Annotated in this window: 23 protein-coding genes and 1 pseudogene; 13 read left to right on the top strand and 11 right to left on the bottom strand. The window is 63.9% G+C overall.

Annotated features, from left to right (window positions below):
• Positions 1-16 precede the first annotated feature (16 nt).
• Positions 17-1,408 (top strand): aminobacteriohopanetriol synthase HpnO, encoded by a 1,392-nt coding sequence (hpnO, locus tag ACSKB8_RS39400; RefSeq protein WP_091890735.1) that lies wholly within the window; start codon positions 17-19, stop codon positions 1,406-1,408.
• A 124-nt stretch (positions 1,409-1,532) separates the two neighbouring features.
• On the opposite strand, the gene ACSKB8_RS39395 is transcribed toward hpnO, so the two are convergent.
• From ACSKB8_RS39395 to ACSKB8_RS39380, 4 genes are all read right to left on the bottom strand, one after another.
• A complete protein-coding gene (locus tag ACSKB8_RS39395) occupies positions 1,533-2,297 on the bottom strand; it encodes an anti-sigma factor family protein (RefSeq protein ID WP_438109861.1) in 765 nt (254 codons plus the stop codon).
• Entirely contained in the window at positions 2,294-2,842 is a 549-nt protein-coding gene (locus tag ACSKB8_RS39390; protein ID WP_164939366.1) for a sigma-70 family RNA polymerase sigma factor, read from the bottom strand. The genes ACSKB8_RS39395 and ACSKB8_RS39390 overlap by 4 nt, the downstream gene beginning before the upstream one ends.
• A 115-nt stretch (positions 2,843-2,957) precedes the next feature.
• Entirely contained in the window at positions 2,958-3,293 is a 336-nt protein-coding gene (locus ACSKB8_RS39385; protein ID WP_438109859.1) for a cupredoxin domain-containing protein, read from the bottom strand.
• A 14-nt stretch (positions 3,294-3,307) separates the two neighbouring features.
• Complete coding sequence (locus ACSKB8_RS39380; protein ID WP_438109858.1) at positions 3,308-4,252, bottom strand: metallophosphoesterase family protein; 945 nt, start codon at positions 4,250-4,252, stop codon at positions 3,308-3,310.
• A 377-nt stretch (positions 4,253-4,629) separates the two neighbouring features.
• On the opposite strand from ACSKB8_RS39380, the gene ACSKB8_RS39375 reads away from it, so the two are divergent.
• The 4 genes and pseudogenes from ACSKB8_RS39375 to ACSKB8_RS39360 all read left to right on the top strand — a co-directional run bounded on the left by ACSKB8_RS39375 (position 4,630) and on the right by ACSKB8_RS39360 (position 8,324).
• The gene (locus tag ACSKB8_RS39375; RefSeq protein ID WP_438109856.1) at positions 4,630-5,013 is read left to right on the top strand and encodes a hypothetical protein; all 384 of its coding nucleotides are present in this window, start codon (positions 4,630-4,632) and stop codon (positions 5,011-5,013) included.
• 188 nt (positions 5,014-5,201) lie between these two features.
• A complete protein-coding gene (locus ACSKB8_RS39370) occupies positions 5,202-6,374 on the top strand; it encodes an efflux RND transporter periplasmic adaptor subunit (protein ID WP_438109854.1) in 1,173 nt (390 codons plus the stop codon).
• Positions 6,371-6,769, top strand: a pseudogene (locus tag ACSKB8_RS39365) (ABC transporter ATP-binding protein); the annotation flags it as partial. The gene ACSKB8_RS39370 and the pseudogene ACSKB8_RS39365, both read left to right, overlap by 4 nt.
• Positions 6,770-6,812: 43 nt before the next feature.
• Positions 6,813-8,324: an ABC transporter permease gene (locus tag ACSKB8_RS39360; protein ID WP_438109852.1), complete on the top strand. Its 1,512-nt coding sequence runs from the start codon at positions 6,813-6,815 to the stop codon at positions 8,322-8,324.
• 120 nt (positions 8,325-8,444) lie between these two features.
• Here ACSKB8_RS39360 and ACSKB8_RS39355 read toward each other — a convergent pair whose 3' ends face one another.
• Positions 8,445-8,765: a hypothetical protein gene (locus ACSKB8_RS39355; protein ID WP_438109850.1), complete on the bottom strand. Its 321-nt coding sequence runs from the start codon at positions 8,763-8,765 to the stop codon at positions 8,445-8,447.
• Here ACSKB8_RS39355 and ACSKB8_RS39350 point away from each other — a divergent pair.
• The gene (locus ACSKB8_RS39350; RefSeq protein WP_438109849.1) at positions 8,764-8,997 is read left to right on the top strand and encodes an L-2-amino-thiazoline-4-carboxylic acid hydrolase; all 234 of its coding nucleotides are present in this window, start codon (positions 8,764-8,766) and stop codon (positions 8,995-8,997) included. The genes ACSKB8_RS39355 and ACSKB8_RS39350 overlap by 2 nt on opposite strands.
• Positions 8,998-8,999: 2 nt before the next feature.
• On the opposite strand, the gene ACSKB8_RS39345 is transcribed toward ACSKB8_RS39350, so the two are convergent.
• Positions 9,000-9,887 carry an alpha/beta fold hydrolase gene (locus tag ACSKB8_RS39345; RefSeq protein ID WP_438109847.1) on the bottom strand — a complete coding sequence of 296 codons (888 nt, stop codon included), beginning with the start codon at positions 9,885-9,887 and terminating at the stop codon, positions 9,000-9,002.
• Between the two features lie 12 nt (positions 9,888-9,899).
• On the bottom strand, positions 9,900-11,519 hold the full coding sequence (locus ACSKB8_RS39340) for a GMC family oxidoreductase (RefSeq protein WP_438109845.1): 1,620 nt from the start codon (positions 11,517-11,519) through the stop codon (positions 9,900-9,902).
• A gap of 212 nt (positions 11,520-11,731) precedes the next feature.
• Between ACSKB8_RS39340 and ACSKB8_RS39335 the strand changes: the two genes are divergently transcribed.
• A complete protein-coding gene (locus ACSKB8_RS39335; protein WP_438109843.1) occupies positions 11,732-12,904 on the top strand; it encodes a M20 aminoacylase family protein in 1,173 nt (390 codons plus the stop codon).
• 175 nt (positions 12,905-13,079) lie between these two features.
• Here ACSKB8_RS39335 and ACSKB8_RS39330 read toward each other — a convergent pair whose 3' ends face one another.
• Both ACSKB8_RS39330 and ACSKB8_RS39325 read right to left on the bottom strand, forming a co-directional pair.
• The gene (locus tag ACSKB8_RS39330) at positions 13,080-14,708 is read right to left on the bottom strand and encodes an inorganic phosphate transporter (RefSeq protein WP_128944816.1); all 1,629 of its coding nucleotides are present in this window, start codon (positions 14,706-14,708) and stop codon (positions 13,080-13,082) included.
• A 98-nt stretch (positions 14,709-14,806) separates the two neighbouring features.
• The gene (locus ACSKB8_RS39325; protein ID WP_438109841.1) at positions 14,807-16,201 is read right to left on the bottom strand and encodes a UdgX family uracil-DNA binding protein; all 1,395 of its coding nucleotides are present in this window, start codon (positions 16,199-16,201) and stop codon (positions 14,807-14,809) included.
• Between the two features lie 165 nt (positions 16,202-16,366).
• Here ACSKB8_RS39325 and ACSKB8_RS39320 point away from each other — a divergent pair, with 165 nt between their 5' ends.
• Genes ACSKB8_RS39320 through ACSKB8_RS39305 form a run of 4 tightly spaced genes read left to right on the top strand, consistent with a single transcriptional unit; the run spans position 16,367 to position 22,160 of the window.
• Positions 16,367-17,155 (top strand): ImuA family protein, encoded by a 789-nt coding sequence (locus ACSKB8_RS39320; protein ID WP_438109839.1) that lies wholly within the window; start codon positions 16,367-16,369, stop codon positions 17,153-17,155.
• A complete protein-coding gene (locus ACSKB8_RS39315) occupies positions 17,052-18,644 on the top strand; it encodes a Y-family DNA polymerase (protein ID WP_438109837.1) in 1,593 nt (530 codons plus the stop codon). The genes ACSKB8_RS39320 and ACSKB8_RS39315 overlap by 104 nt, the downstream gene beginning before the upstream one ends.
• On the top strand, positions 18,641-20,371 hold the full coding sequence (locus ACSKB8_RS39310) for a PHP domain-containing protein (RefSeq protein WP_438109835.1): 1,731 nt from the start codon (positions 18,641-18,643) through the stop codon (positions 20,369-20,371). The genes ACSKB8_RS39315 and ACSKB8_RS39310 overlap by 4 nt, the downstream gene beginning before the upstream one ends.
• Positions 20,271-22,160, top strand: coding sequence for an OB-fold nucleic acid binding domain-containing protein (locus tag ACSKB8_RS39305; protein WP_438109834.1), 1,890 nt, complete (start codon positions 20,271-20,273; stop codon positions 22,158-22,160). Before ACSKB8_RS39310 ends, ACSKB8_RS39305 begins: the two co-directional genes overlap by 101 nt.
• A gap of 182 nt (positions 22,161-22,342) precedes the next feature.
• Here the strand turns inward: ACSKB8_RS39305 and ACSKB8_RS39300 are convergent, their stop codons facing one another.
• Together ACSKB8_RS39300 and ACSKB8_RS39295 are read right to left on the bottom strand one after the other, a co-directional pair.
• Positions 22,343-23,113: an SDR family NAD(P)-dependent oxidoreductase gene (locus tag ACSKB8_RS39300; RefSeq protein WP_438109832.1), complete on the bottom strand. Its 771-nt coding sequence runs from the start codon at positions 23,111-23,113 to the stop codon at positions 22,343-22,345.
• Positions 23,114-23,272: 159 nt separating this feature from the next.
• Positions 23,273-23,560, bottom strand: a complete 288-nt coding sequence (locus ACSKB8_RS39295; RefSeq protein ID WP_091890782.1) for a hypothetical protein — start codon at positions 23,558-23,560, stop codon at positions 23,273-23,275.
• Between the two features lie 57 nt (positions 23,561-23,617).
• On the opposite strand from ACSKB8_RS39295, the gene ACSKB8_RS39290 reads away from it, so the two are divergent.
• Together ACSKB8_RS39290 and ACSKB8_RS39285 are read left to right on the top strand one after the other, a co-directional pair.
• Entirely contained in the window at positions 23,618-25,030 is a 1,413-nt protein-coding gene (locus ACSKB8_RS39290; RefSeq protein WP_438109830.1) for a CoA transferase, read from the top strand.
• 145 nt (positions 25,031-25,175) lie between these two features.
• Positions 25,176-26,420 (top strand): efflux RND transporter periplasmic adaptor subunit, encoded by a 1,245-nt coding sequence (locus tag ACSKB8_RS39285; RefSeq protein WP_091890789.1) that lies wholly within the window; start codon positions 25,176-25,178, stop codon positions 26,418-26,420.
• Positions 26,421-26,439: the final 19 nt, after the last annotated feature.

Raw genomic sequence — 26,439 nt, 5'->3', positions numbered from 1 at the left:
CCGAAGTATGTAGCGGATGCACAGTCCAAATCCAGACATGTCTGAGCTCTTCGCGGACCGTCAGGCCCAGCGCAGCGCCCTGCATAATCGGTATCTGAACGAGCAGTTCGTTCGGGTTCTCAAGACCATCGGCTACGATGTCGGCTTCCAGAAGGGGCAGGGGCAGTACCTCTACGACCGCGAGGGCGCGCGCTATCTCGACCTGTTGTCCGGATTCGGCGTGTTTGCGATCGGGCGAAATCATCCCGTTATGCGCGAGGCGCTCAAGAGCGTACTCGATGCCGACCTGCCGAACCTCGTCCAGTTCGACGTCTCGACGCTCGCCGGCGTGCTCGCCGAGCGCCTTCTGAAATACGTCCCCTATCTCGACAAGGCGTTCTTCGCCAATTCCGGCGCTGAATGCGTCGAGGCAGCGATCAAATTCGCGCGCGGCGCGACCGGCCGTCCCGGCATCGTCTATTGCGCCCACGGCTATCACGGTCTGACCTATGGTGCGCTGTCGCTCACGGGCGATTCGAACTTCCGCACCGGTTTCGAGCCGTTGCTGCCGGGCTGCACCCCGATCCCGTTCAACGATCTGGCCGCGTTGGAAAAGGCGCTGGCCTCACGCGAGGTCGCGGCCTTCGTCGTCGAGCCGATCCAGGGCAAGGGCGTCAACATGCCCACCGACGAGTTCCTGCCCGGCGCGGCAGCGCTCTGCAAGAAATACGGCACGCTGTTCGTCGCCGACGAGATCCAGACCGGTATGGGCCGCACCGGCCGCTTCCTTGCGGTCGAGCACTGGAACGTCGAGCCCGACATTGTGCTGCTGTCGAAGTCGCTGTCCGGCGGCCACGTGCCGGTTGGCGCGGTGCTGACGCGCAAGGCCATCTTCGACAAGATCTTCAACCAGATGGACCGTGCGGTGGTGCACGGCTCCACCTTCTCCAAGAATGACCTCGCGATGGCTGCGGGCATCGCCACGCTCGACGTGATGGAGTCCGAGAAGCTGATCGAGTCCGCCGCCAAGCGCGGCGCCGAGCTGCGCCTGGCGCTGACGCGCATGGTGCCCGGCTACGAACTGTTGAAGGAAGTCCGCGGCAAGGGTCTGATGATCGGCATCGAGTTCGGCCCGCCGAAATCGCTGCGCCTGCGCGCCTCCTGGAACGTGCTGGAGACCGCCAACAAGGGCCTGTTCTGCCAGCTCATCACGGTGCCGCTGTTCAAGGATCACAAGATCCTGACCCAGGTCGCCGGCCATGGCAGTCACACCATCAAGCTGCTGCCGCCGCTCACCATCACCGAGGAAGACTGCAGCTGGATCGAGCGCGCCTTCGATGATGTCATCGCCGGCAGCCACAAGGTCCCCGGTGCGATCTGGTCGCTTGGCAAGACCCTGGTCGACAACGCGGTGAGACGGTCGGCCTGATTTTTGGCCGAGCCATCTCGGCATTCGTCATTGCGAGCGAAGCGAAGCAATCCAGACTATCTCGGCGGAGGCAGTCTGGATTGCTTCGTCGCTTCGCTCCTCGCAATGACGGTGCGGGGTGAATCTACCCCTCCGCATTCGCCTTCATCGCCGCCTCGAACTTGTCGACGAACTCGGCGAGCTCGTCGGCGGCGATATCGCTGACGGCCCAGAAATTCAGGCCGCGATTGCCCCAGCGGCGGCAGTTGAAGCCTTGCATGGTCTCGGTCTTCGGCGCGCGATATTCCACGTTCGATGTCTGCGATACGAACAGGTTGATGACGTGCTGCCGGCGCCGGTAGACGACCGCACCGATGGCGCGCGCGTCGATGTAGTCGAGCCGGCCGCCGACCAGCGTAAAACCCTGCGCGGTGAGATCGATCACGGGCGGGGCGACGTCGAGCTTGCCGTTGAACCACGGCTTGACCGTGTGCTGGTCGGTCGAAATCACGTCGGTGAGGTGGCCGGCCTGGAGCGAGCGCAGATGCGCGGAGACGACCTCCGACAGGATGCGCTGCTGGTCGTCCTGGCGCAGCACCAATGCGACGACGCCTGAGGCGGCGAGCGCGGAGACGGCCGAGCCCATTGCAAAGCCGCGCAGCAAGGAGCGGCGAGTTGGTTGGTGCTGTGCTTGCGGCAGTGACGCCTCGATCCGAGCGCGGAGGCTCGCGGGCGCGGTGTAGCGCAAATCGGTGTCGGCGAGCACGTGCTGCATCTCGCGCTGCGCGGCGAGCTCGGCGGCGCAGGTCGGGCAGCTGGCGATGTGCGCTTCGACCTCGCGCGCGTGGCCGGCGTCGAGCTCATTGTCGAGCAGCGCGTGAAGCAGGATTCTTGCTTCGTCGCAGGTCATCTTGCTTGCTCCTCTTCCGCCGTCCAGGCCGCCCGCAGCATCGCGCGCGCGCGGGCGAGGCGGGACATCACGGTGCCGATGGGCGCACCGACCGTCTCGGCGATTTCACGATAGGACAGGTTGTTGATCTCCCGCAGCACGAAGGTCTCCTTGAACGGTTCGGCGAGCGTGTCGATCAGCTTGCGGATCGCGCCGGCATCGCGGCTGCGCAGCACTTCGGTTTCCGGGCTTGCCTCGCTCTCCTGCCAGATCGGCGTCTGCTCCGCGGCGCCGGGTGTATCCTCGATCGCGCTGGGCCTGTGCGCCCGCCGCGCATATTCTGCGTTGCAGACGTTGCGCAGGATCGCGAACAGCCAGGGTTTCATCGCCGGTCCGCGATAACTGTCAAAGTGCTTCAGCGCGCGCAGATAGCACTCCTGCACCGCATCCTCGGCGTCGGAGGCATCGCGCAGGAGGTAGCGCGCGAGCGTGTAGACGTCGTCAAGATGGGGCAGTGCCGCTTCGCGGAAGCGCTGCGCCTTCTGCAAATCGTCGGTCGCGGGCATCGCTCCTCGCTTTGCCTCTTGCTTTGCTTCTTCTTTTGCCGTGATCGAAGACGTCCGAGCCCGGCCGGCGTGGGACCACCGGCCGGGCAAGACGTTGATGTCTCGGCTCGAGATGTTACTCAACCTTGATCATCCCCGTCATGTGCGGATGCAACGAACAAAAATATTTGTAATCGCCCGCATTGGTGAAGGTGAACGAGAACTTGTCGTCGGTGTCCAGGGTCTTGGACCTGAACTTGCCGGCCGACACGATGGTGTGCGGAATGTCGTCCCGGTTGGTCCAGGTCACGGTGGTGCCGACCTTGATCTTGAGCTCGGCCGGCTGGAAGACGAAATTGTCGATGTGCACCTCCGTCTCGTCAGCGCGGGCAGCCGTTGCGGGCAGCAGGATGGCCGCGACCAAAGCGAGACCGAAGTCGATACCGAAGTCGCGGCGATTAAGTGTCTTCATGATCAGCCTTTCTCTCAGCCCTGGAGCGGCGTATCGATGATGGCGAGGCGCTGCTCGTTCTGCTTGAAGTTGATGCTAGCAACGCCGAGCATGGACCGGAGTCGAGCGTCCTCGACCTTCATCGGCCCGGGCGAGGGAGCGGCCCCCGGCGCCGGCTGCGGGAAGGCGGTCGAGCGCGCGGTGTGGAAGGTGACGTTGCCCTCGACCTTCTGCATCACCTGATGGATGTGCCCGTTGAGCACGGTGACCGAGCCAAAACCCTTGACATATTCCAGTGCGCGGCCACCATCCTCGGTGCCCCAGCCCCATTGCGGGTAGACGGTCCAAAGCGGGATGTGGGCGAACAGCACGATCGGCGTCGATTTCGACTTGCCGCGCAGATCGTCTTCGAGCCAGGCGAGCTGCTCGGCGCCGAGATTGCCGAGGCCGCCAGCCTTGAGGTCGACGACATTGACGAGGCCGATGAAGTGCACGCCGCCGGCGTCGAAGGAATACCAGCCGTGCCCCTTGGTGCCGCGGCCGTAGCGTTCGCGATAGAGCTTTACCTCCTCGTCGATGAAGTCGTGCTCACCCGGCACGTAGTGCACGTCGAGCTTGGTCTGCGAGATGATGCGCTCGGCGTCATCGAACTCGGTGACCTTCGACAAATGGGTGATGTCGCCGGTGTGGATCATGAAGGACGGCTTGGCCGGCATTGCGTTGATCTTACCCACGGCTTCCTCCAGCGTGCCGAGCGCGTTGGGATTGGCCGGCTTGTCGAAGCCGACATGGCTGTCGCTGATCTGGAGGAAGATCATGCCGGGCGCAGCCGCGGTCGCGGCTTGCGCCGAATCGATGATGCCCAGCGAGCGCGGCACCCCGCCGGTGATGGTCCAGAGCACCCCGGTGCCGGCCCAGGTCATGCATTCCAGCACCTTGCGGCGGCTGACGCCGTCTTCGCCATGGTCGTGTCCGCTCATCGCGCATCTCCTCTGGCCCGGAATTGGGCTTGCCGGGAGGTGATCGGGAGAGGGGCGGGTTTATTCCCGGACTCCAGATAAAATGGATCGGGACCGGCTAATCACGTTTCCGAGAACCGGTTTACCCCGAAACAGGTGGTCTCCGCACCGCGGACGCCAATGGTGGCGCAGCTGAGCAACCATCTCGCGCTGTGGAAGCCGTTGCCGGGCCGTCGTTTCTTGGTGCTTACGCAACGATCAGGATGCAGCGTTCAGTCGCAGCAATCATCCGCGAATCGACGAGACTGACTTCGGTGTCAGAAACTAACTCGTTCGAAGGTGAGCTCGCATCGCAAGAATAGGAACAGCTGGAGATCAACTGCATTCAAGGTTCGCCAATGACGCAGGCTGCCGAGTTTGACGCCTTGGCGAACGCAACTGAAGAGGAGTTGATGATGATGAGAACACTTGCGATCCTTGCGGCAGGCGCATCACTGCTTGCAGTCTCTTGCCCGAGCTATGCAGCAGACCATCTGTTCACCGCCGTGGCTGCGGGCGGACTGTCGAACACCCCCGGCCAAGAAAGCCAACCATTCCTGAATGAACTCAACAATCCGGGTCGACCGGGTGACGAAGTCCCAGGTCAAGGCAGCGTATTTCAGGGCGAGGACCATACCGTCCCGGCAACGGATACGACGACCGGGGTAAAGCTGCTTAAAACGCCTCCGCCAGCGCAGAGCGGGACGAAGACTGTGCCGACGGGCAGCCCTTCGGTGCCCTAATCCAGCCACTGCGATCGCTTCGGGGCGGGCCAGAAGCGGCGCGTTCAGTCTCAGCTCTTCTGGTCTGATCACGCCGCCTGCGGCATCGTCAACGAGGGGCAACGTTCAGCGTGGAGCGCCGCAAGAGCTAATGCGGCGAAATTATCATTCGCACGGATAATCAATTGACATCGCCCCGAAGCCTTCTGATGCGCGCAGCATTGGGGGGCTGCGTGGTTGCCGCTGCCTATCCCTTGTGGGCTCCGGACAGCTCGCTCACAGCTGCCGGCGGCGACCATGATGATCTGCGCTATGTTAGCATTGCCCGCGACAACGTCATTCAGAACATCACCGCTGCCGGAACGCTCGAAGCCGTTGATACCGTCGAGGTCAGCTCGCAGCTTTCGGGGCAGGTCGCCAAGCTGATGGCCGACCACAATTCCATCGTTCGGGCCGGCGAGCCCCTTGCTGCACTCGACAGCGCCACTTTCGAAGTCTTGGTCAAGGAAGCAGAAGCCGCGCTCACCGTCGCGCTCGCACAACACGAGGAGGCCAAGGCAGCCGTCGATGGCGCGCAGGCGCACTACGATGACGCGTTGCGCGATCTTCAGGTCAAGAGCTCACTCAGCAAGAACGGCAGTGTTTCGCAACGCGACGCCGAGCGAGCGCAGATGACGGCTCGCTCGCTCGGCGCTGAATTGTCTGCGGCGCAGGCGCGCGTGCAGGTACGCGCGGCCGGTGCGATGGTTGCGCGTGCCTCCCTCGAACGGGCTCGACTTGATCTCGAACGAAGCACCGTCAAGTCGCCGATCGATGGAATAGTCATCCGGCGCAGCGTCGAGCTTGGCCAGACAGTGGCTGCAAGCCTCCAGGCGCCGACCCTCTTTACCATCGCGCGGGATCTGTCGGACATGCGCGTCAGTGCGTCCGTCAGCGAGGCCGACATCGGCGCGGTGCGAACCGGCCAGCGTGCGCTGTTCAGTGTCGATTCCTATCCGGGACGGACCTTCGAGGGCCGCGTACTCGAGGTCCGAAAGGCAGCACGGATGGTACAAAACGTGGTGACCTACACCGTGATGATTTCGGCGCCCAATCCAGAAGATCTGCTGCTTCCCGGGATGACGGCTGATGTTCGCATCGTGGTTCAGGAGCAACACGATGTGATGGTTGTTCCCAATGCCGCACTCAGCTTTCGGCCGGTGCGGGACGGCGCAACCGATCGCGGCCCCGGACAGGGAGTGATCTGGGTCCGTACGAAGTCCGGCCATCTGGACCCAGCCTCGGTCTCATTGGGCGCCACCAGCGACTCTCTGACCCAGATCCTGTCGGACGACGTCCAAATAGGTCAGCGGGTCGCCATCGGTTATCGTAGCAAGCCATGACATCGCTCGTCATCCTGGACCATATCCACAAGCGGCACCGGCTCGGCAGCCAAAGCGTTCACGCGCTGTCGGACATAACCATGCAAATCGATCCGGGAGAGTTCGTTGCCGTCGTGGGCCCGTCCGGATCGGGAAAATCCACCTTGCTTTCGATCATAGGCTGCCTCGATCGACCCTCCTCCGGAGGATACTTCCTTCACGGTCAGGATGTACTTGCGCAGTCAAGGCGGCGGTTGAGCGAACTGCGAAACCGGCGCTTCGGCTTTGTGTTTCAGAACTTCAATCTGTTGCCACGCCTGACCGCCCTCGAGAATGTAGGGTTGCCGTTATTCTATCGGCGTGACGGGCTGCGCAATCCGATCGCAAGGGCACGCGTTGCGCTCGAGCGGGTCGGTCTCGGCAGTAGGATGCAGCATATGCCTGGCCAGCTCTCGGGCGGTGAGCAGCAGCGAGTTCGCCGTCGCGCGTGCGATCGTCAACGAACCCGACCTTCTCTTGGCCGACGAGCCGACCGGGGCACTCGATACGAGCACACGCGATACTATCCTCTCGATACTTGCCGAACTCCGGCGTGGCGGCCTCACGGTCATGCTTGTAACCCACGACGCCGAAGTCGCGGGGCGCGCGCAGCGCACGATCAGGCTCCGGGACGGCGCAATCGTCGGCGAACTCGATATCTCTCGGCACGTCCTCAACTTCGATCATCGCGGAGGTTTGATGCGATCGCTCGGCTACGTCTATCTGGCGTTTCAGTCGATACGTGCGCACATATTGCGCTCTGTTCTCGCGATAACGGGCATTGTCATCGGCATTGCCGCCGTGCTGATCGTGGTCGCCGTGGCGGAAGGGGCGCGTGCCGAGATTTCGAGACAGATCAATTCGCTTGGATCGAATCTATTGCTGGTGCAGCCCGGTGCGCAAAACGCGCAAGGCGTGCGACAGCAGGCGGGCACCGTCCTGTCGCTGACGACAACCGATGCGCTCGCGGTTGCTCGCGAGGTATCCGACGTTGTCATTGCGGCGCCATTCGTGGGCGGACAAAAGACGGTCATCGCGAGAGACTTGAATTGGTCAACCCTTGTTGCCGGCGTGACCCCGGAGTTTTTTGAAGCCCGTGGGTGGCGAATAGGGGAGGGGCAACTATTCAATCAGGATCAGGTTGCATCAGTCGCAAAGATCGCGGTGATCGGAGGTACGGTCGCGCGCGAACTGTTCCGCGATAGCGATCCGCTCGGCCGCTTCATCCGTATCGACCGCACTTCATATGTCGTGATTGGGGTGCTTGCCGAGAAGGGGCAGGACTTCACCGGCCGCGACCAGGACGACGTCATCTTCATTCCCCTGTCGTCCGCAAGAATCTTCGCCACCGGACGGAGTCAGGCCAATCCGGATGCCGTGCATACAATTCTGGTGAAGACCAATTCCACCCAGTCAATGACAGCGGTGGGAGGTGCGATTGCCCGCGTCCTGCGGCAGCGTCACAAGATCATGGGAAATAAGGACGACGATTTCCGGATTCAGAACCTGATCCAGATCGCCCAGACGCGCGATCGGACCTATCGCCAGTTCACGTTGCTGGTATCCGCGCTTGCGGGAATCTCGCTCCTGGTCGGCGGCATCGGCGTGATGAACATCATGCTCGTATCGGTGACCGAACGGTTCAATGAGATCGGCATTCGCCTTGCGTTTGGCGCCCGGCCACAAGATATTCGGAAACAATTTCTGATGGAAGCGGTGCTCCTCTGCACCATCGGCGGCCTGTCGGGTCTCGTTGTCGGCTACGCCTGCACGCGCGTTGTGCCCTCCGCGTTGGGCTGGCCCGTCGAGTTCAACGCAGGGATGGCGCTGGTCGCCGTCGCCTGCTCCAGTCTCATCGGCATTATCTTCGGTCTTCTGCCGGCCGAGCGGGCTGCGCGCTTGGATCCGGCGGCGTTACTAAGGTCCGGTTAGGGAGACGAGTTTCCTCGTCCCTCTTGGCGGGCTGGTGCGATGGGGATCTCGTCCGGGTTATTCGGGTCGGCTGTCAAACTCCAGCCAATCTTCATGGCATAGAAAATCTAAGTCAACGCGTCAGAAGATCTGGTTTGATCCGGGGATGGCGGCGTGAAACAAGCTCCCACCGAACCATGAAACAGGTGAGCGACAATGGTTGATGCGAGCGAAGTTGCTATCAGTCACCTGCAGCGCCGGAAGATCGAAGGGCGCGTGCTGATCCCGTTCATTCAGGTATTGCGTGACCGGTTCGGTCAAAGCGCAATGCGCGAAGTCGTTGACGAAACGATACGCAGGCTCGCCGCCGAGGACGGCGCGAGATGGGCAGCAACCTACGGCAAGACGACTGCGTCGCTGCGAACCGTGGCGCAGGAGCTCCTGGGCGGGCGGCGGCAGCATGGACGTCGAGGTGGTCTCGGAGTCCGACGATCACCTCGATTTCAATGTTACGCGCTGCCAATACGCCGCGTTCTACAAGGAGCTGGGTCTCGCTGATCTCGGCATTCGCGTCCACTGCAATCGTGACCATGCCATGCTGGCCGGCTTCAACGACGAACTCGAACTGTCCCGAAGCCAGACGATCATGGAGGGCGGAGCCTGCTGCGATTTCAGGTTTCGCAAGCGGTCGTAGCGCTACGCCGAAAATTCCCGCACAGCCCGCACCACGACGGCCGGCGCTTCCTGCGCAACGCAATGGCCGATGCCGGCGAAGGCCTGCGTGCTGACGCGCGGAATGAGTGACACGGCGCGCAGGGCCATCTCCTTGTAGATCGCGCCCGAGGTCGCGGCGGTCGTCACGCGCACTTGGCAATCGATCTCGATGAGCCACGCGAACGGGTTTCCGCGGGCGTCGCCGGTGTAGATCTGGTCCATTGCCTCGAAGATCGGCCGCAGGATCGCTGACTCGATCTCTGGCGTGCAGCAGAGCCGCACCCGGCCATTGTCCAGAGGCGCGAAGCCGTGCTTCACATAGGCCCACAGCGAGGTCTCGGTCCAATCCGCGAACGCCGGCGCGGCGCGGTAGCGCTTGAAGACCGCCTCAAAACTGTCGAACTCGGCCTGGCGCCGCAGCACGCCTTGCATGCCGGCGATGGCCCATTCGCTCAATCCCGCCGACGCATCGCGTGCCTTGCGCGGATCCATCACGGTCGGCTCCATCACGAACAGGCGCGTGAAACGGCCGGGCCGAAGTTTCGCTGCGAGCAATAAATCCGTCGCACCGGCGCTGTGGCCGATGCCGTAGATGTCGCGCAACTCCAGCGCATCGATCACCCGGCAGACGTCGTCGGCGTAATCGAGGAAGTGATATGCGCCGGGCTTGTGGCTGGCGCCGTGGCCGCGGCGGTCGAGCGCATAGACGGTGTAGGTCGATGCAAGCTCACGCGCGACCTCGTCCCAGACGTCGGCGACGAAACCGGTGCCGTGCAGAAGGAGGGCGGGCGGTTTGCCGCGCTCGCCCCACTGCAGCATGGCGATCTCGGAGCCGGCCGGGCCGATGGAAAAGCGGTGCGGATCGATCATTGTGGCAAGATGCTACTTCGCATCCTCCAAGATCATCGTCGCGCCTTTCTCGGCGATCATCGCGGTCGGCGTATTGGTGTTACCCGAGGTGATGGTCGGCATGATCGAGGCATCGACGATGCGAAGACCGCCGAGGCCGTAGAAGCGCAGGCGCTCGTCGACCACCGCCGTCGGATCGTTCGCCGCGCCCATCTTCGCGGTGCCGACGGGATGGAAGATGGTGGTGCCGATATCGCCGGCAGCCTTCGCGAGCGAGGCATCGTCGTTGCCGATCGAGGGACCGGGCAGATATTCGCGCGGGCGGTACTTTGCCAGTGCCTTCTGCTGCATCAGACGGCGCGTGGTGCGGATTGCGTCGGCGGCGACCTGGCGGTCGTCATCGGTCGACAGATAGTTCGGCGCGATGATCGGCTTCTCGTCCGGGCTCGCCGAACGGAGGCGCACGGTGCCGCGCGAGGTCGGCTGGAGATTGCACGCGCTCACCGTGATCGCGGGAAAGCGGTGCAGCGGATCGCCGAACTTGTCGAGCGATAGCGGCTGCACGTGGAACTGAATGTTGGCGCGTGCGCGCGTTGCATCCGAGCGCGTGAAGATGCCGAGCTGTGACGGCGCCATGGTCAGCGGCCCGCGACGGCGGAAGGCGTAGTCGAGGCCCATCAGGCCGCGACGGAACAGGTTGTAATAGGTCTCGTTCAGCGTGCGCACGCCCTCGACCTTGTAGATCGCGCGCTGCTGCAGATGGTCCTGTAAGTTGCGCCCCACACCGGACTTGTCCATGACGACGTCGATGCCGAGCGGCGACAGCCAGTCGGCGGGGCCGATGCCGGAGCGGTGCAGCACTTGCACCGAGCCGATCGAGCCGGCCGAGAGGATCACCTCGCGCTTAGCCCGTGCCTCGATGATCTCGCCATTCTGGATGAAGCGCACGCCGACGGCGCGGCCCTGCTCGATGATGACACGCTCGACCAGCACATGCTTCTCGAGCCGCAGATTGGGGCGGTTCAGCGCGGGCTTGAGGAAGCCGCGCGCCGATGACCAGCGCCGGCCACGCTTCTGGTTGACGTGGAAATAGCTGGTGCCTTCGTTGTCGCCGGTGTTGAAATCCGGGATGCGCTTGATGCCCATCTCCTCGGCGGCGTCGCCCACCGCGTCCAGAATCGCCCATGACAACCGCGGTGCCTCGATGCGCCAGCCGCCGCCGGCGCCGTGATGCTCGCTCGCGCCCAGGAAGTGATCTTCCAGCCGCTTGAACAGCGGCAGCACGTCGTCATAACCCCAGCCGGTCATGCCAAGCTGGCGCCAGTGATCGTAGTCGGCGGCCTGTCCGCGCATCGAGATCATGGCGTTGATCGACGAGCAGCCGCCGATCACCTTGCCGCGGGGATAGGCGAGCGCGCGGCCGTTCAGGCCCGGCTCGGCCTCGGTCTTGAACATCCAATCCGAGCGCGGATTGCCGATGGCAAAGAGATAGCCGACCGGGATGTGGAACCAGATCCAGTTGTCGTCGCCGCCGGCCTCGAGAATGAGGACACGGTTCTTCGGATCGGCCGAGAGCCGGTTCGCGAGGATACAGCCCGCCGTGCCGGCCCCGACGACAATGTAGTCAAACTCACCTTCGAGCCGTCTTGGCATTCTGCGTCCACCCAAACAGGCGTCATGCCCGGGGCTTGTCCCGGGGCTCCAGCGCTTTCTGTCCTAATAGTCGGACGTGGATGGCGAAGACAAGCTCGCTACAAGCCCGGCCATGACGAGAGGACAGGGCTACCCTCGATCCGCGGCAGTTAGGTGGACCGGCGCTTGCATGGTAGACAGTCCTGTATTCCCAACAAAGCTTGAGACCCTCCATGCCCATCGTGAACCGCGTCGCCGACCTCCAACCCGATATTCAGGCCTGGCGCCGGGACATCCATCAGCATCCGGAGCTGCTGTACGACGTTCACCGCACCGCAGCATTCGTTGCGGAGCGTTTGCGCGAGTTCGGCTGCGATGAGGTCGTGACTGGCCTTGGCCAGACCGGCGTGGTCGGCGTAATCAAGGGCAGCAAGCGGGCCGGCGAGGGGCTCAAGGTGATCGGCCTGCGCGCCGACATGGACGCGCTGCCGGTCGAGGAGCAGACCAACCTGCCTTACGCCTCCAAGACCCCGGGCAAGATGCACGCCTGCGGCCATGACGGCCACACCGCGATGCTGCTGGGCGCGGCGCGCTACCTCGCCGAGACCCGCAATTTCGCCGGCGATGCCGTGGTGATCTTCCAGCCGGCCGAGGAGGGCGGCGCGGGCGGTGCGGCTATGGTCAAGGACGGGCTGATGGAGCGCTTCGGCATCGAGCAGGTCTACGGCATGCATAACGGCCCGGGCATCCCCATCGGCTCGTTCGCAATCCGGCCGGGTCCGATCATGGCGGCGACCGACGAGGTCGACATCATGATCGAGGGCGTCGGCGGCCATGCCGCGCGTCCGCACAAATGCGTGGACTCCGTGCTGGTCGGCGCGCAAGTGATCACCGCCTTGCAGTCGATCGTCGCGCGCAGCGTCGATCCCTTGGAATCGGCGGTGATCTCGATCTGTGAATTCCACGCCGGCAATGCCCGCAACGTCATTCCGCAGACGGCGACGCTGAGGGGCACCATCCGCACGTTGTCGCCGGAGGTGCGCAAGCTGGTCGAGAAGCGCGTGCACGAGGTTGTGGCAGGCGTGGCGCAGATCACGGGTGCCAAGATCGATCTGCGCTACAAGCGCAACTATCCGGTGGTGAACAACCACGCTGCGGAGACCGAGGTGGCAAGGCGCATCGCCAAGCAGGTCGCAGGGGACGCCAACGTGCACGAGATGCCGCCGCTGATGGGTGGCGAGGATTTCGCCTACATGCTGGAAGCGCGGCCCGGCGCCTTCATCTTCTGTGGCAATGGCGACAGCGCCGGCCTGCATCACCCCGCTTATAATTTCAACGACGAGGCGATTGTCTACGGCACGTCCTATTGGGTCAAGCTGGTCGAGGAATCGCTGGCTGCGTCGTAGTTCACCTCGCCCGCTCTTGTCCGCCGAAGCCTCGGCGAAGGCGGATGCGGGGAGAGGTCGATCGCGTAAGCGATCGGGTGAGGGGACTCTCCGCGAGTCCATCCCTCTCCGTGATTGTGGATGCAGCCCCTCACCCTAACCCTCTCCCCGTAAGAACGGGGAGAGGGAAAGAAGTTTAGAACATCCGCGAGAAGATCACGTAGAGCGTGGCCGACAGCATGATCGCGCAGGGCAGGGTCAGCACCCAGGCCATCAGCAGGTTGCGGATCGTCGACCATTGCAGGCCCGAACCGTTCGCCGCCATGGTACCGGCGACGCCGGACGACAGCACGTGGGTGGTCGAGACCGGCAGGCCGAACACGTCGGCGGCACCGATCGTGGCGGCAGCCACGAGCTCGGCCGAGGCGCCCTGCGCGTAGGTGAGATGGCTCTTGCCGATCTTCTCGCCCACGGTGATGACGATGCGCTTCCAGCCGATCATGGTGCCGAGGCCGAGCGCGATGGCGACCGCGATCTTCACCCAGTTCGGGATGAACTTCGTGGCGGCATCGAGCGAGCCCTTGTAGGTGTTGAGCACCGCGATCTCATCCTTGTTGAGATCGTTCGCCTTGTCCTTCATCAGGAAACGGATCGCTTCCGACGTCAGGTACATGTCGTTGCGGGTGTTGCCGACGGCTTCGGCGGGTACCTTGCTCAGCGTGCCGTATCGGGCAACCTGATCGCCGACGTCCTTCACCAGCACGGCGAGCGAGGGATAGGTACCGTCGTTGAGCTCGTGCAGGGCGATGTACTGCGTCACCGCCGGACGAGGATCGCCGATGATGCTGTGGCCCGCGCCTTTGGCCGAGATCACCTTGGAGGCGGCCTCGGAGGTCTTCTGGAACTGGGCGACCTGGGATTCCGGCAGCGCGCGGTTGAGAGCGTAAGCCGTCGGCACGGTGCCGATCAGGATCAGCATGATCAGGCCCATGCCCTTTTGGCCGTCGTTCGAGCCGTGCGCGAAGCTGACGCCGGTGCAGGTTGCGATCAGCAGGCCGCGGATCCACAGCGGCGGCGCCTTGTTGCCTTCGGGCGCGGCATAAAGCGCCGGGTTGCGCACGATGAACTTGAGCAGCAGCAACAGCACGGCGGCGCAGATGAATCCGAACAGCGGCGACAACAGCAGCGCGTAGCCGATCTCGGTCGCCTTGCTCCAATCCACGCCCGAGGTGCCGTCGCGGCCGCGCATGACGGCGTTGGCGACGCCGACGCCGATGATCGAGCCGATCAGCGTGTGCGAGGAGGAGGCCGGCAGGCCGAAGAACCAGGTGCCGAGATTCCACAGGATCGCGGCGATCAGAAGCGCGAACACCATGGCGAAGCCGGCGCTGGAGCCGACCTGGAGGATCAGCTCGACCGGCAGCAGCGAGACGATGCCGAACGCGACCGCGCCGGAGGACAAGAGCACGCCGAGGAAGTTGAAGAAGCCCGACCACATCACCGCGACTTCGGCTGGCAGCGAATGGGTATAGATCACGGTCGCCACCGCATTGGCGGTGTCGTGGAAGCCGTTGACGAATTCGAAGCCGAGCGCGATCAGGAGCGCGACGAACAGGAGGATGTAGGGCAGGTAGGTCGTCACCCGCGTGCCGGTCGCGTTGATGTCGACATAGATGCTGTAAGCGACGAACAGCAGGCCGGCGGCGAGGATGCCGAAGAACAGGATCAACGTCAGCGGATTGAAGCCCTTGTCGAGATTTGGCCGCGAGGCCGGCTGGACGGGCGCGGGATCTGTTACCGCGCGGTCAAATGCAACATCGGTCATGTCTGGACGCCCCTTAACTTTCAAGTAAGGGTATTGTCCGCGATGGATTTGAAGGCCGGATGACAACTAAGGCGTGAAGGCCGTTTTTGCTGCCAGTATTAGGCAGCCCGTGCAGCCTTCTTCTGCAAGCCGGCCGCGATCTTCAAATCGTCGACAAAGCGCTGATATTCCAGCACCTTGGTTTCCGGATCGGGCAGCCGCAGCAGATAAGACGGATGCACCGTCACCAAAGCCTTGCGCCCGTCGGGTAGGTCGATCAGCCGGCCTCGGTTTTTGCCAATGGGCGTGATCTTGCCGAACACGCTTTGCGCGGCAGTGGCGCCCATCGCCACGATGAGATCGGGTTGGATTGCCGAAACTTCCCGCTCATACCATTGCCGGCACGCCCGGATCTCCGGCGTATTCGGCTTCTGGTGCAGGCGGACCTTTCCGCGTGGCACGAATTTGAAGTGTTTGACCGCGTTGGTGACATAGACCTTCTTGCGATCGACGCCGGCCTCCTCCAGTGCGCGGTCGAGCATCTGGCCGGCCGGGCCGACGAAGGGATGGCCGGCAAGGTCTTCCTTGTCGCCGGGCTGCTCGCCGACCAGCATGATGTTGGCGGACTTCGGGCCTTCGCCGAACACGGTCTGGGTTGCATCCTTGTAGAGATGACAGGCGCGGCAATGCGCGGCCTCCTTACGGAGCGCGTCGAGATCATCGGCAGCTAGCTTGCGTTTCATCGGAGCCTCCGGCCGCGGGGTGATCCACCCGCCGGTCCAGCGTTCGGCATCGGCGAGCAGCGGTTCAAGTATCGAGGCTTTCGACAGGTTCCTGTGACTCTTCTTCGGCGCTTCCGGCGTGATCGGGTGGTCTGGAAAGTGGCGGCGCCAGGTTTCCTCCAACCGGTTGGGGGCGGGCATCTCCGTCTGGCTGATGCCCGGGGTGAATGAGATCGCGTGGCCATCCCAATGGGCGCAAATGTCGGGCGTGAGGATCGACCAGGGCATGTCGGCGTAACGGCGCGCGAAGAAGGGGGCGGTGAATTCGACGATGTGATGCTCCGGCACGAACCAGGCCGCGTAATGTGCGTTGTGCTCGCGTCCGATCTCGCGGAAGCGAATGACATCGCGCATCCGCTGCATGTCGCGATGCACGCTGACGGCCATCGCTGTCGCCTGCGCGACGTCCGGATCGGCTCTGGTCTCGAGCAGATCGTGGTCGGTCCGCAACCGCCACAGCAGGCGATAGAGCAGTGCAAAGCGTTCACCGTCGCGGTGCAGGGCCGCGATGCGGGCGAGCTCGATGAAATTGGCCGGCACGCTGAAGGTGCCGTCGGTTTCGATCGGCGGAAGGCCTGGCGCTTCGCATAGACCGGCCGGCACCGCCTCTTTCGCGCGGCCCTGCACGCTCCAGGTCACGTCGGCCGGCGCGATCTGATGCAGTGCGAGCGCGCGGGCGGTTTTGCGCCAGCTCTCGAAATCGGTCTGGCTGTCGAGAGTGATGAGGTACATGGCACTTGAATCCTCTTGATTCTGCTCATGAATCCGACTGAGCGCCAATTCGATTGACTCGCGGGGCGCTGTTAGCTTTATATTAGAACATATCATGAACAAATGAGCCAGCCGTTGGTTCTTCTTTTGAGGACCACGGCATCAATCTCTGAAGGAGCGGCGAGCATGAGCGGCGCACGCATCAGCGCGCTTGCGACCTTGCGCAGCCAAATCGAGCGCATCGAGACGGCGGAGGTCGTGCATCATCGCGATCGCGTCGCGCTCGGCCACAGCGAGGCGGATACCGCGCTGAAGGGCGGGCTCGCGCGCGCGGCGATCCATGAGGTGTTTTGCGAGGGCCGGCAGGGGACGGCCGCGACGGGCTTCGTCATGGGGCTTGCGGGCCGCGTGACGGCACGCAAACCGCTGCTGTGGGTGCGGCAGGATTTTTCGGAGCTCGAAACCGGCGCGCTGTCGATGAGCGGGCTCGCCGAACTCGGCCTCGACCCGCGCCGCGTGGTGATGGTGCGCGCCGTCGATGTCGAGAGCGCACTACGCACCTCAGCCGACGCGCTCGCCTGCGATGCGCTGGGGGCCGTGGTGCTCGAGCTCTGGGGCGAGATCAGGCAGTTCGATCTCGTGGCGAGCCGCAAGCTGACGCTGGCCGCGCAATCTTCCGGCGTCACCGGGCTCTTGCTGCGCATGGCCGCGCAACCGATGCCCTCGACCGCGGAAACACGATGGATGCTGCGCGCGGCGCATTCACCGCCGGGCCCGATGTGGAGTGCCTGGGGGGCGCCGCGCTTCGATGCCGAGCTCTTGCGCAATCGTCATGGCCCATGTGGCCGGTGGATCATGGAATGGAAATGTGATGAGTGCCAGTTCAGTGAGCCGTCGACGTGTCCTCAGCCTGTGGCTGCCGCGCCTGCCAATCGACCGGATTCAGCGGTTCTTTGGCAACGTCGGACTGCATAAGAGCAATGATCCAAGCATCGTCGTCATCAAGGACAACAATGCGCTGGTGATCCATGCGCTGGACGAGGCCGCCGAGCGCCTCGGCCTGTATATCGGTCAGCCGCTGGCGAATGCGCGGGCGATGTGTCCGGACCTGCGTGTGTTCGACGCCGATGTCGTGGCCGATGCGAAGACGCTCAGCGATGTCGCGGACTGGTGCGACCGCTTCACGCCGCTGGTGGCGCTCGATCCGCCGCACGGGCTGTTCCTCGACATCACCGGCTGCGCGCATCTGTTTGGTGGTGAGGCCGCGTTGTTGCGGACGTTGGTCCGCGCATTGGCCCGGCAGGGGTTTGCCGTCAGCGCGGCGATCGCCGGCACCTCGGTCTGCGCGCGCACGCTGACGCGGCAGGCCACGGGCACCATCGTGGCCGATGGCGAGGAGGCGGAGGCGATCAGCCGGTTGCCGATATCCGCGCTCGGCGCAGGCGAGATCATCACCACCGGCCTGCGCCGCGCGGGGCTGAAGACCATCGGCGATGTCGCCTCGCGCACGCCGAGCGAGATCACGGCGCGGTTCGGCGCGCGGTTCTCCACGCTGCTGGCGCATGCGCTGGGGCAGGGCGATGCGCCGATCAACCCGCGCAAGCCGCTGCCCGACTACATCGTGGAAAAGCGCTTTGCCGAGCCGATCGCGACCGACACAATGATCGCGATGACGCTGTCGCGGCTCGCCGACACGTTGATCGCGTCCATGGAGAAGCAGGGCAAGGGCGCGCGGCGCCTGGAGGCTGCCTTTTTCCGCACCGACGGCGTGGTGCGCGCGATCACGGTCGAGACCGGGCGTCCTGTGACGCGAAGCGCGGTCATCGACCGGTTGTTTCGCGAGCGCCTCGACGCACTCGCTGATCCGCTCGATCCCGGCTTCGGCTTCGACATGGTGCGGCTGTCGGCGAGCCGCACCGAGATCGTGGTGCAGGAGCAGCGCGATCTCGACGCTCATGTCCACGACAATGACGAGCTCGCCGCACTGATCGACCGCATTGCCGCGCGCATCGGCGGCAAGCGTGTCGTCGTGCACCTGCCGCAGGATACCCATATCCCTGAATGCGCGGTGCTGGCCGCGCCGGCGCAGCATCATCTCGCCGCTGCCATGCAGGCCGAATGGCCGGCACGTGCCGAGAGCGAGCCGCCGCTGCGCCCCTTGCGGCTGTTCGACAAGCCGGAGCCGATCAAGGTGCCGTTCGCGACCGTGCCGGACGGTCCGCCACATCAGTTCACCTGGCGCCGCGCGCTACATGCGGTGGTGCGGGTGGAGGGACCCGAGCGCATCGCCATGGAATGGTGGCGGCAGGACGGCAAGCAGCTCACGCGAGATTATTTCCGCATCGAGGATGCCGAAGGCCTGCGCTTCTGGATCTTTCGCGACGGTCTTTATGAGGGGGAGTGCTTCGATGACGACGGCAAGCCCGTTCCTCCCAGCTGGTATGTGCACGGTCTCTTCGCATGAACACGCCTGCCTATGCCGAGATTGGCATCACCACCAATTTTTCCTTCCTGCGCGGCGGCTCGGATCCGCGCGCCTATGTGCATCAGGCCAGCATCCTCGGCATCCCCGCGATCGGCATCGCCGATCATAACACGCTCGCCGGCGTGGTGCGCGCCTACAAGGAGCTCGACAATGCCGAGGTGCTGCACAAGCCGAAGCTCCTGATCGGCGCGCGCATCGTCTTCGTCGACGGCACGCCGGATATTCTGGTCTATCCGCGCGACCGCGCGGCCTATGGCCGGCTGTGCCAGCTTCTCACCAAAGGTAAGCGCGGCGACGACATCACGCGGATCGAGAAGGGGGAATGCCGTCTCACCTTCGCCGATCTCCTCGCGTTTTCGCAAGGTCAGCTCCTGGTCCCGACGCTGCCGCATCGTTTCGAATCCGCGCAGGCGCTGGATGTTCTTGCAAAACTCAAGGACAGCCGCGCCGAGGGCGTGTGGCTGGCGGCGAGCCTGATCTATCGTGGCGATGACCGGCGCCGGCTGGCGCGGCTCGATGATCTCGCGGCAGAAGCACGAGTGCCGCTGCTCGCGACCAACGAGGTGCTCTATCATCATCCGGCGCGTCGTCCCTTGCAGGACGTGCTGACCTGCATCCGGGAAAAGACCACGATCGAGTCGGTCGGACGGAAGCTGGAAGCCAATGCCGAGCGGTTCTTGAAGGCGCCCAGGGAGATGTCGCGGCTGTTCCGCGATTTCCCCGAGGCGATCACGGAGACCATGCGCTTTGCAGACGCAATCGACTTCTCGCTCGATCAGCTCAAATACCAATATCCGGACGAGCCGGTGCCGCCAGGCAAGACCGCGCAAGGGCATCTGGAGGACCTGACCTGGGCGGGTGTCGACAAATATTTTGGCGGCAAGATCGACGACAAGTTGCGCGCGACCCTGAACAAGGAGCTCGCGCTGATCGCCGAGTTGAAATACGCACATTACTTTCTCACCGTGCACGACATCGTGCGCTACGCGCGCAGCCAGAATATCCTGTGCCAGGGGCGGGGATCGGCGGCGAACTCGGCCGTGTGTTACGTGCTCGGCATCACCTCGGTCGATCCGACCAAGGTCGATCTGTTGTTCGAGCGCTTCATCTCCAAGGAGCGATTGGAACCGCCTGACATCGACGTCGATTTCGAGCATTCGCGGCGCGAGGAGGTGATGCAATATGTCTACCGCCGCTACGGCCGCCACCGCGCCGCGATCATCGCCACCGTCATCCATTACCGCCCGCGCAGCGCCATTCGCGACGTCGGCAAGGCGCTGGGCCTGACCGAGGACGTCACTGCCGCGCTCGCCGATACCGTCTGGGGAAGCTGGGGCAAGGGCCTCAACGACATGCAGGTCAGGCAGGCCGGACTCGATCCCAACAATCCCATGATCAATCTCGCGGTCGAGCTCGCAACCGAGCTGATCGAATTCCCGCGCCACCTCTCCCAGCATGTCGGCGGCTATGTGCTGACGCAGGACCGGCTCGACACTTATGTGCCGATCGGCAATGCCGCGATGGACGACCGCACCTTCATCGAATGGGACAAGGATGACGTCGATGCGCTCAGCATGATGAAGGTCGAACGTGCTGGCGCTGGGCATGCTGACCTGTATCCGCAAATGTTTCGATTTGATCGCGGAGCACAAGGGCGAGCGCTGGGTGCTGGCGAGCGTTCCGCAGGACGATCCCAAAGTCTATGACATGCTTTGCGACGGGAAATCGCTCGGCGTGTTCCAGGTCGAAAGCCGTGCGCAGATGAACATGTTGCCGCGCCTGAAGCCGCGGACGTTTTACGATCTCGTCATCGAAGTCGCGATCGTACGTCCGGGGCCGATCCAGGGCGATATGGTGCATCCTTATTTACGACGGCGGAACGGTCAGGAGGAGGTGCGTTATCCCTCGCCGTCGCCCGAGCATGGTCCTGCGGACGAGCTCTACAAGGTGCTGCATAAGACCAAGGGCGTGCCTCTGTTCCAGGAGCAGGCGATGCGCATCGCGATCGAGGCGGCAAAATTCACCTCCGAGGAAGCCAATGGCCTGCGCCGCTCGATGGCGACCTTCCGCAATGTCGGCACCATCGGTAAATATGAGGACAAGCTGATCGGCAACATGGTCGCGCGCGGCTACGATGCCGACTTCGCCAGAAGCTGCTTCGACCAGATTAAGGGCTTTGGCTCCTACGGTTTCCCCGAGAGCCACGCCGCGAGCTTCGCGCAGCTCGTCTATATCTCTTCATGGCTGAAGCATTACCATCCCGACGCCTTCTGCTGCGGCCTCTTGAACTCGCAGCCGATGGGCTTTTATGCTCCGGCACAGATCGTCGGCGATGCCCGCAAGAACGGCGTCGAGGTGCGCGACATCGACGTGTCCTACAGCTTTGCGCAGAACACGCTGGAGCAGGGAAGAGACAAATATTGCGCCGTGCGCCTCGGTTTCCGCCAGATCGATGGCTTCCACTGGTTGGACGAGGATGAGGAGCGCTTGAAACGCTCCCAGTTGTCATTCCGGGGGGCGCGGCTTGTCCGCCGAAGCTCTGAGAGCGAAGGCGGAAACGCGAACCCGGAATCCATGGGGCCGCGTACGCCTGGAGGAGGAATGGATTCCGGGCTCGCGCCAAGTGGCGCGCCCCGGAATGATGAAGGAGAGGTAGCTCAGAACAATACGGAGAGAGCCCAGGACTGGGCCGACCGCATCGTCGCCGCCCGCAACCGCCGTCCCTTCACCTCGCTGGAAGATTTTGCGCGCGATACCGGCCTGCCCAAGCGCGCGCTGATCCTGCTGGCGGATGCCGACGCGTTCCGCTCGCTCGGACTCGACCGCCGCGAGGCGCTATGGCAGGTGCGACGGCTGCCCGACGACGTGCCGCTGCCACTGTTCGAGGCGGCCACCGCGCGCGAGCAGCCGGACGAGCACGCACAGCCATTGCCGGTGATGCCGCGCGCCGAGCAGGTGGTCGCCGACTATCAGACCATCCGGTTGTCGCTGAAGGGACATCCGATGGAGTTCCTCCGCGAGATGTTCTCGCGCGAGCGCGTCATCGCCTGCAAGGACGTCAGCCATGAGAACGAGCGGCGCCGCGTTCGCTGCGCCGGCGTCGTGCTGGTGCGGCAGCGGCCGGGTAGCGCCAGCGGCGTCGTGTTCATGACGCTGGAGGACGAAACCGGCATCGCCAATGTCGTGGTGTGGCCCAAGATCATGGAGCAATACCGCAAGGAGGTGATGGGCGCGCGCCTCATCCTGGTCGAAGGCTATATCCAGAGCAGCCCCGAGAAGGTGACGCATCTCATCGCCCAGCGCATGATCGATCGCTCGCACGATCTGATCGGATTGGCCAACGATGCCTTAAGCCGCAAGCATCCGGTGCCGTCAGGCGCCGATCTGATCGAGTCGCTGAACGACGACCCCCGCGCTCATGCCGATACCCCCGCGCAAAAAATCCGCCATCCCCGCAACGTCCGCATCCTGCCGCCGTCGCGGGATTTTCATTGAGGTTTTGTTCAGCTCGCGCAATCTCTCACCGTCACCCTGAGGCGGCCGCTTCTTCAGCGGCCCTCGAAGGGCGACGGCCCGGCTGCATCGTGGCCGTTCATCCTTCGAGGCTCAGCCTGCGATGCTTTGCATCGCAAGCTTCGCACCTCAGGATGACGGGGCGGTTACGAACCTTGTCGCCCCTAAAAATTCACCCGGTTCGAAATCGCGCCGTCCACGACGAGATTGGACCCGGTCGTGAACGACGACACCGGGCTTGCCAAGAACACCGCCGCGCTCGCGATTTCCTGCGGCGTGGCCATGCGGCCGGTCGGATTGCGGCTCATCGCATCCTTGTAGCGCTCGGGCATGTTCTGCTCGATCATGTTCCAGACGCCGCCCTTGAAATAGACGGTGCCGGGCGACACCACGTTGACGCGGATCTTCTTCTTCGCATATTGCCGCGCCAGTCCCTTGGCCATGTGGATCAGCGCCGCCTTGATCGGGCCGTAGGAGCTGGCGAGGTCAGCCTGTGCGGCCGAGATCGAGGAGATGATGACGAAGGCCGCATCGCCGCTTCTCTCGCCGCTGGCTTCGAGGAATGGCCGCGCGGCATCGAACGCATGCACGGCGCCGAGCACGTCGAGCCGAAAATTCTGCTCCCATGACGCGGCATCCTGGCCCTGCGCCATCGCGCCGGCATTGGAGAACAGCAAATCGATGCCGCCGAGTTCTTTTGCGACATTCTCGATCCAGGCTTTCAGCGCCGCGCCGTCGGTGACGTCGACCGGGCTGCCGATGGCGCTGACACCGCTTGCCTTCAGTTCAGTGACGGTGGCCGCAACCTGATCGGCGTTGCGCGCGCATACCGCGACATTGGCGCCTTCACCGGCGAGGGTCACCGCAATCGCCCGCCCGATGCCGCGCGTGCCGCCGAGCACGATGGCGTTCTTGCCTTTGAGACCGAGATCCATTGTTTGGCTCCTTTTTGTTGGTCGTCGCGAGTGTAGCGGTTTCGAGAGACGCCCAGAAGCCTCCACATCGTCATTGCGAGAAGCTCTTGCGACGAAGCAATCCAGACCGCATCTGCGGCAAGATTCTGGATTGCTTCGCTGCGCTCGCAATGACGATCTTCACTCCGGCGCCGCCCCCACCGGCGGGCCGCCGGGTGGGCGATGCAGGAAGGTCAGCGAGACGTAGGCGCCGGCCCAGGAGCCGATCGCGGCGAAGGCGACATAGAAGGCGTTCTCGGTGTAGCTGATCACGGCGTAGGAGGAGAGCAGGTACCAGATCGCGCTCCAGGTCGCGGCCGGTACGCGCTTGCGCGCGACCACGGCCGAAGTGAACATCACATAGACCGCGTCGGTGGCCGCCGTTGCGACGAACACGGCGCCCGCGGTGAGGGGATCGATGGCGGCCATTGCAATCCTTTCTCTGAACGTGGGATGGTCGCGAAAACTAAAGGGAGAGAAGCGGCCATGCAAAGCTCCGCCGACATTCTCAAGTGCATCTGGACCTCCGCCGGCGGCGATCCGGCTGCCCTCGGCCGCGTGCAGCTGACGGGCGAGGAGCCGCAGATCCCATCCTCGTTTCGCGTCGCCGTCGCCGGCCAGACGACGATCGCTGCCGCCGGCCTCGCCGCCGCCGAAATCTGGCGACTGCGCAGCGGCGAGGCGCAGGACGTCTCCGTCGATATGCGTCACGCGGTCGTCGAATGCCGATCCGAGCGCTATTTGCGCGTCGACGACAAGCCGCCGCCCCCGGCCTGGGACGCCGTCGCCGGCGTCTACAGGACCGGCGATGGCCGCTTCGTCCGCTGCCACACCAATTTCCCGCATCACCGCGACGCCGTCTGCAACGTGCTCGGCTGCCTGCCCGAGCGCGAGAAGGTGCAGGCGGTGCTGATACAATGGAAAGGCGAGGATTTCGAAACTGCGGCTTACGCTGCGGGCGGCGTCGTCGCCCTGATGCGCAGCTACGACGAATGGTCGGCGCTGCCGCAGGCGCGTGCGCTCGCCGAACTGCAACTGGTCTCGATCGAGAAGATCGGCGAGGCCCCGGCGAAACCGTGGCCCCAAGGATTGTCGAACAGCGATCGTCCGCTCGCGGGCCTCCGCGTGCTCGATCTCTCCCGCGTCATCGCAGGCCCTGTCGCGGGCCGCACGCTCGCTGCGCACGGCGCGGACGTGCTGCTCGTCTCAGGACCGGAGCTACCCGCCATCCCCTGGCTCACCATCGACACCGGCCGCGGCAAGCTCACGACCTTCATCGAACTGAAGAGCGAAGCGGGCAGGGCGCGATTGCGCGCGCTGTTGAAAGACGCCGATGTCTTCTCGCAAGGCTATCGTCCGCGCGCGCTCGCCGCCCTCGGCTTCGCGCCGGAGGACGCAGCGCAAATTAGTCCCGGCATCGTCTATGTCACGCTGTCGGCCTATGGCCATGCCGGCCCCTGGGCGGAGCGGCGCGGCTTCGATTCACTGGTGCAGACCACGACCGGCTTCAACCAGGCGGAGGGGCAGGCCGCCGGCATCGACGGTCCCAAGGAATTGCCGGCGCAGATGCTCGACCACGCCACCGGTTATCTGATGGCGTTCGGCACCATGGTGGCCAAGGCGCGCCAGGCCCGCGAAGGCGGCAGCTGGCACGTGCGCGTATCGCTGGCGCAGACCGGACGCTGGCTATGGAATCTCGGCCGCCTTGACGGCGGACTGAACACCCCGGATCTTACGGGGGACGCTGTACATGCTGCGTTCATCGAGAGCATGTCATCTGGCTTCGGCACGTTGAAGGCGGTGCGTCATTCGGCGGTGCTATCGACAACGCCGGCACAATGGAGCCGTCCGGCGATGCCGCTGGGCAGTCATCCGGCACAGTGGCCGGCGCGAAGCTGACATGAAGCTGACACGTCGCAAATTTTTAACGCCAACCAAGAGGCGCCCAGCGTTTTTTAGGTTGTCTGAAATCTGAATTCAGCACTATTAGCGCGACCGATGAGGCAGTCATTTGCCGAGATCGTCGCAGACACGACCGGGCTCAATGGTAGTTGAAAATACCAAGCGATTGCAGGTGCTTACAAAACCACGGGTGATCACCTCCGTAGTTTTACTAGCTCTCGTCGGTGCCGGGGCCTACGGCTTCCTCCAGGCGGGGCCCAAGGAAAAGAAGCACTCCGACATCTCCAGCCAATCGCGCAGGAATGCGCAGACCTTCACGCCGACACCGTCCGAATGGGCGACGCTGACGATCGAGCCGGTCAAGGCCAAGAGCTTCCGAGCCGAGTATGTCACCGAGGGCAAGGTCGCGGTGGACGAGGATCGCTCGACGCCGGTGTTCTCGCCCTATGCAGGCCGGGTCACCAAGCTGCTCGCCAAGCCGGGCGAGACCCTGAAGCAAGGCCAACCGCTGTTCACGATCGAAGCCGCCGACACCGTGCAGGCTCAGAACGATTTCGTCGCGGCGATGACGTCGCAGAACAAGGCGAGGTCGGCGCTCGAGCTCTCGGACATCCAATTCAAGCGCGCCAAGGACCTCTATGAAGGCCATGCCATTCCGCTGAAGGACTATCAGCAGGCGGAAGCGACCCAGGTCCAGGCGCAGAACGACATGCGCTCCTCGGGGACGGCGCTGGAAGCCGCGCGCAACAAGCTGCGCATCCTCGGTTTCACCGACGAGACCATCAAGGCGTTCCAGGAGAAGGGCGCGATCAATCCGGAAATCACGATCTATTCGCCGATCGCGGGCACTGTCGTGCAGCGCAAGATCGGCCCTGGCCAGTATGTCAGTTCCGGTGCCAGCGATCCGGTCTTCGTGATCGGGGACCTCTCCACGGTCTGGCTCACCGCGTTCGTGCGCGAGAGCGATGCGGCCGCGGTGTGCATCGGTCAGGACATCACCGTCAACGTGATGGCCCTGCCGGGTCGGCCGCTGACCGCCAGGATCAACTACGTCGCCGCCGCGATCGACCCCAACACCCGCCGCCTCCTGGTCCGCGCCACCATCGACAACAAGGACGGCCTGCTCAAGCCGGAGATGTTTGCCAACGTCACGATCTACTCGGCCGGCGACCGTGCCGCGCCGGCGGTGCCGAAACAGGCTTTGATCTATGAAGCCGACAAGGTCCGCATCTGGGTCGCTCGCGAAGACAAATCGGTCGAGCTGCGCCAGATCAAGATCGGCCTCATCAACGGCAACCTCGTCGAGGTCACCGGCAATCTGAAACCCGGCGAGCAGATCGTCACCAAGGGCAGCCTGTTCATCGACCGCGCGGCGTCCGGCAGCTGATCGACGACCCAAGAAAACT

The organism is Bradyrhizobium sp. BR 1432 (assembly GCF_051547705.1).
GTDB lineage: Bacteria > Pseudomonadota > Alphaproteobacteria > Rhizobiales > Xanthobacteraceae > Bradyrhizobium > Bradyrhizobium zhanjiangense.
This window is presented reverse-complemented; position numbering and strand designations above follow the sequence as displayed.

What these genes read in the sequence shown, in the direction of transcription:
- ACSKB8_RS39315 (WP_438109837.1), top strand. Translation starts at nt 17,052, where the DNA reads ATGAGTGCCAGTTCAGTGAGCCGTCGACGTGTCCTCAGCCTGTGGCTG.
- ACSKB8_RS39355 (WP_438109850.1), bottom strand. Translation starts at nt 8,765, where the DNA reads ATGCTGCCGCCGCCCGCCCAGGAGCTCCTGCGCCACGGTTCGCAGCGA.
- ACSKB8_RS39290 (WP_438109830.1), top strand. Translation starts at nt 23,618, where the DNA reads ATGCAAAGCTCCGCCGACATTCTCAAGTGCATCTGGACCTCCGCCGGC.
- ACSKB8_RS39395 (WP_438109861.1), bottom strand. Translation starts at nt 2,297, where the DNA reads ATGACCTGCGACGAAGCAAGAATCCTGCTTCACGCGCTGCTCGACAAT.
- ACSKB8_RS39370 (WP_438109854.1), top strand. Translation starts at nt 5,202, where the DNA reads ATGCGCGCAGCATTGGGGGGCTGCGTGGTTGCCGCTGCCTATCCCTTG.
- ACSKB8_RS39295 (WP_091890782.1), bottom strand. Translation starts at nt 23,560, where the DNA reads ATGGCCGCCATCGATCCCCTCACCGCGGGCGCCGTGTTCGTCGCAACG.
- ACSKB8_RS39320 (WP_438109839.1), top strand. Translation starts at nt 16,367, where the DNA reads ATGAGCGGCGCACGCATCAGCGCGCTTGCGACCTTGCGCAGCCAAATC.
- ACSKB8_RS39340 (WP_438109845.1), bottom strand. Translation starts at nt 11,519, where the DNA reads ATGCCAAGACGGCTCGAAGGTGAGTTTGACTACATTGTCGTCGGGGCC.
- ACSKB8_RS39345 (WP_438109847.1), bottom strand. Translation starts at nt 9,887, where the DNA reads ATGATCGATCCGCACCGCTTTTCCATCGGCCCGGCCGGCTCCGAGATC.
- ACSKB8_RS39335 (WP_438109843.1), top strand. Translation starts at nt 11,732, where the DNA reads ATGCCCATCGTGAACCGCGTCGCCGACCTCCAACCCGATATTCAGGCC.
- ACSKB8_RS39330 (WP_128944816.1), bottom strand. Translation starts at nt 14,708, where the DNA reads ATGACCGATGTTGCATTTGACCGCGCGGTAACAGATCCCGCGCCCGTC.
- ACSKB8_RS39305 (WP_438109834.1), top strand. Translation starts at nt 20,271, where the DNA reads ATGCTGACCTGTATCCGCAAATGTTTCGATTTGATCGCGGAGCACAAG.
- ACSKB8_RS39385 (WP_438109859.1), bottom strand. Translation starts at nt 3,293, where the DNA reads ATGAAGACACTTAATCGCCGCGACTTCGGTATCGACTTCGGTCTCGCT.
- ACSKB8_RS39350 (WP_438109849.1), top strand. Translation starts at nt 8,764, where the DNA reads ATGGACGTCGAGGTGGTCTCGGAGTCCGACGATCACCTCGATTTCAAT.
- ACSKB8_RS39325 (WP_438109841.1), bottom strand. Translation starts at nt 16,201, where the DNA reads ATGTACCTCATCACTCTCGACAGCCAGACCGATTTCGAGAGCTGGCGC.
- hpnO (WP_091890735.1), top strand. Translation starts at nt 17, where the DNA reads ATGCACAGTCCAAATCCAGACATGTCTGAGCTCTTCGCGGACCGTCAG.
- ACSKB8_RS39285 (WP_091890789.1), top strand. Translation starts at nt 25,176, where the DNA reads ATGGTAGTTGAAAATACCAAGCGATTGCAGGTGCTTACAAAACCACGG.
- ACSKB8_RS39390 (WP_164939366.1), bottom strand. Translation starts at nt 2,842, where the DNA reads ATGCCCGCGACCGACGATTTGCAGAAGGCGCAGCGCTTCCGCGAAGCG.
- ACSKB8_RS39375 (WP_438109856.1), top strand. Translation starts at nt 4,630, where the DNA reads ATGACGCAGGCTGCCGAGTTTGACGCCTTGGCGAACGCAACTGAAGAG.
- ACSKB8_RS39300 (WP_438109832.1), bottom strand. Translation starts at nt 23,113, where the DNA reads ATGGATCTCGGTCTCAAAGGCAAGAACGCCATCGTGCTCGGCGGCACG.
- ACSKB8_RS39380 (WP_438109858.1), bottom strand. Translation starts at nt 4,252, where the DNA reads ATGAGCGGACACGACCATGGCGAAGACGGCGTCAGCCGCCGCAAGGTG.
- ACSKB8_RS39310 (WP_438109835.1), top strand. Translation starts at nt 18,641, where the DNA reads ATGAACACGCCTGCCTATGCCGAGATTGGCATCACCACCAATTTTTCC.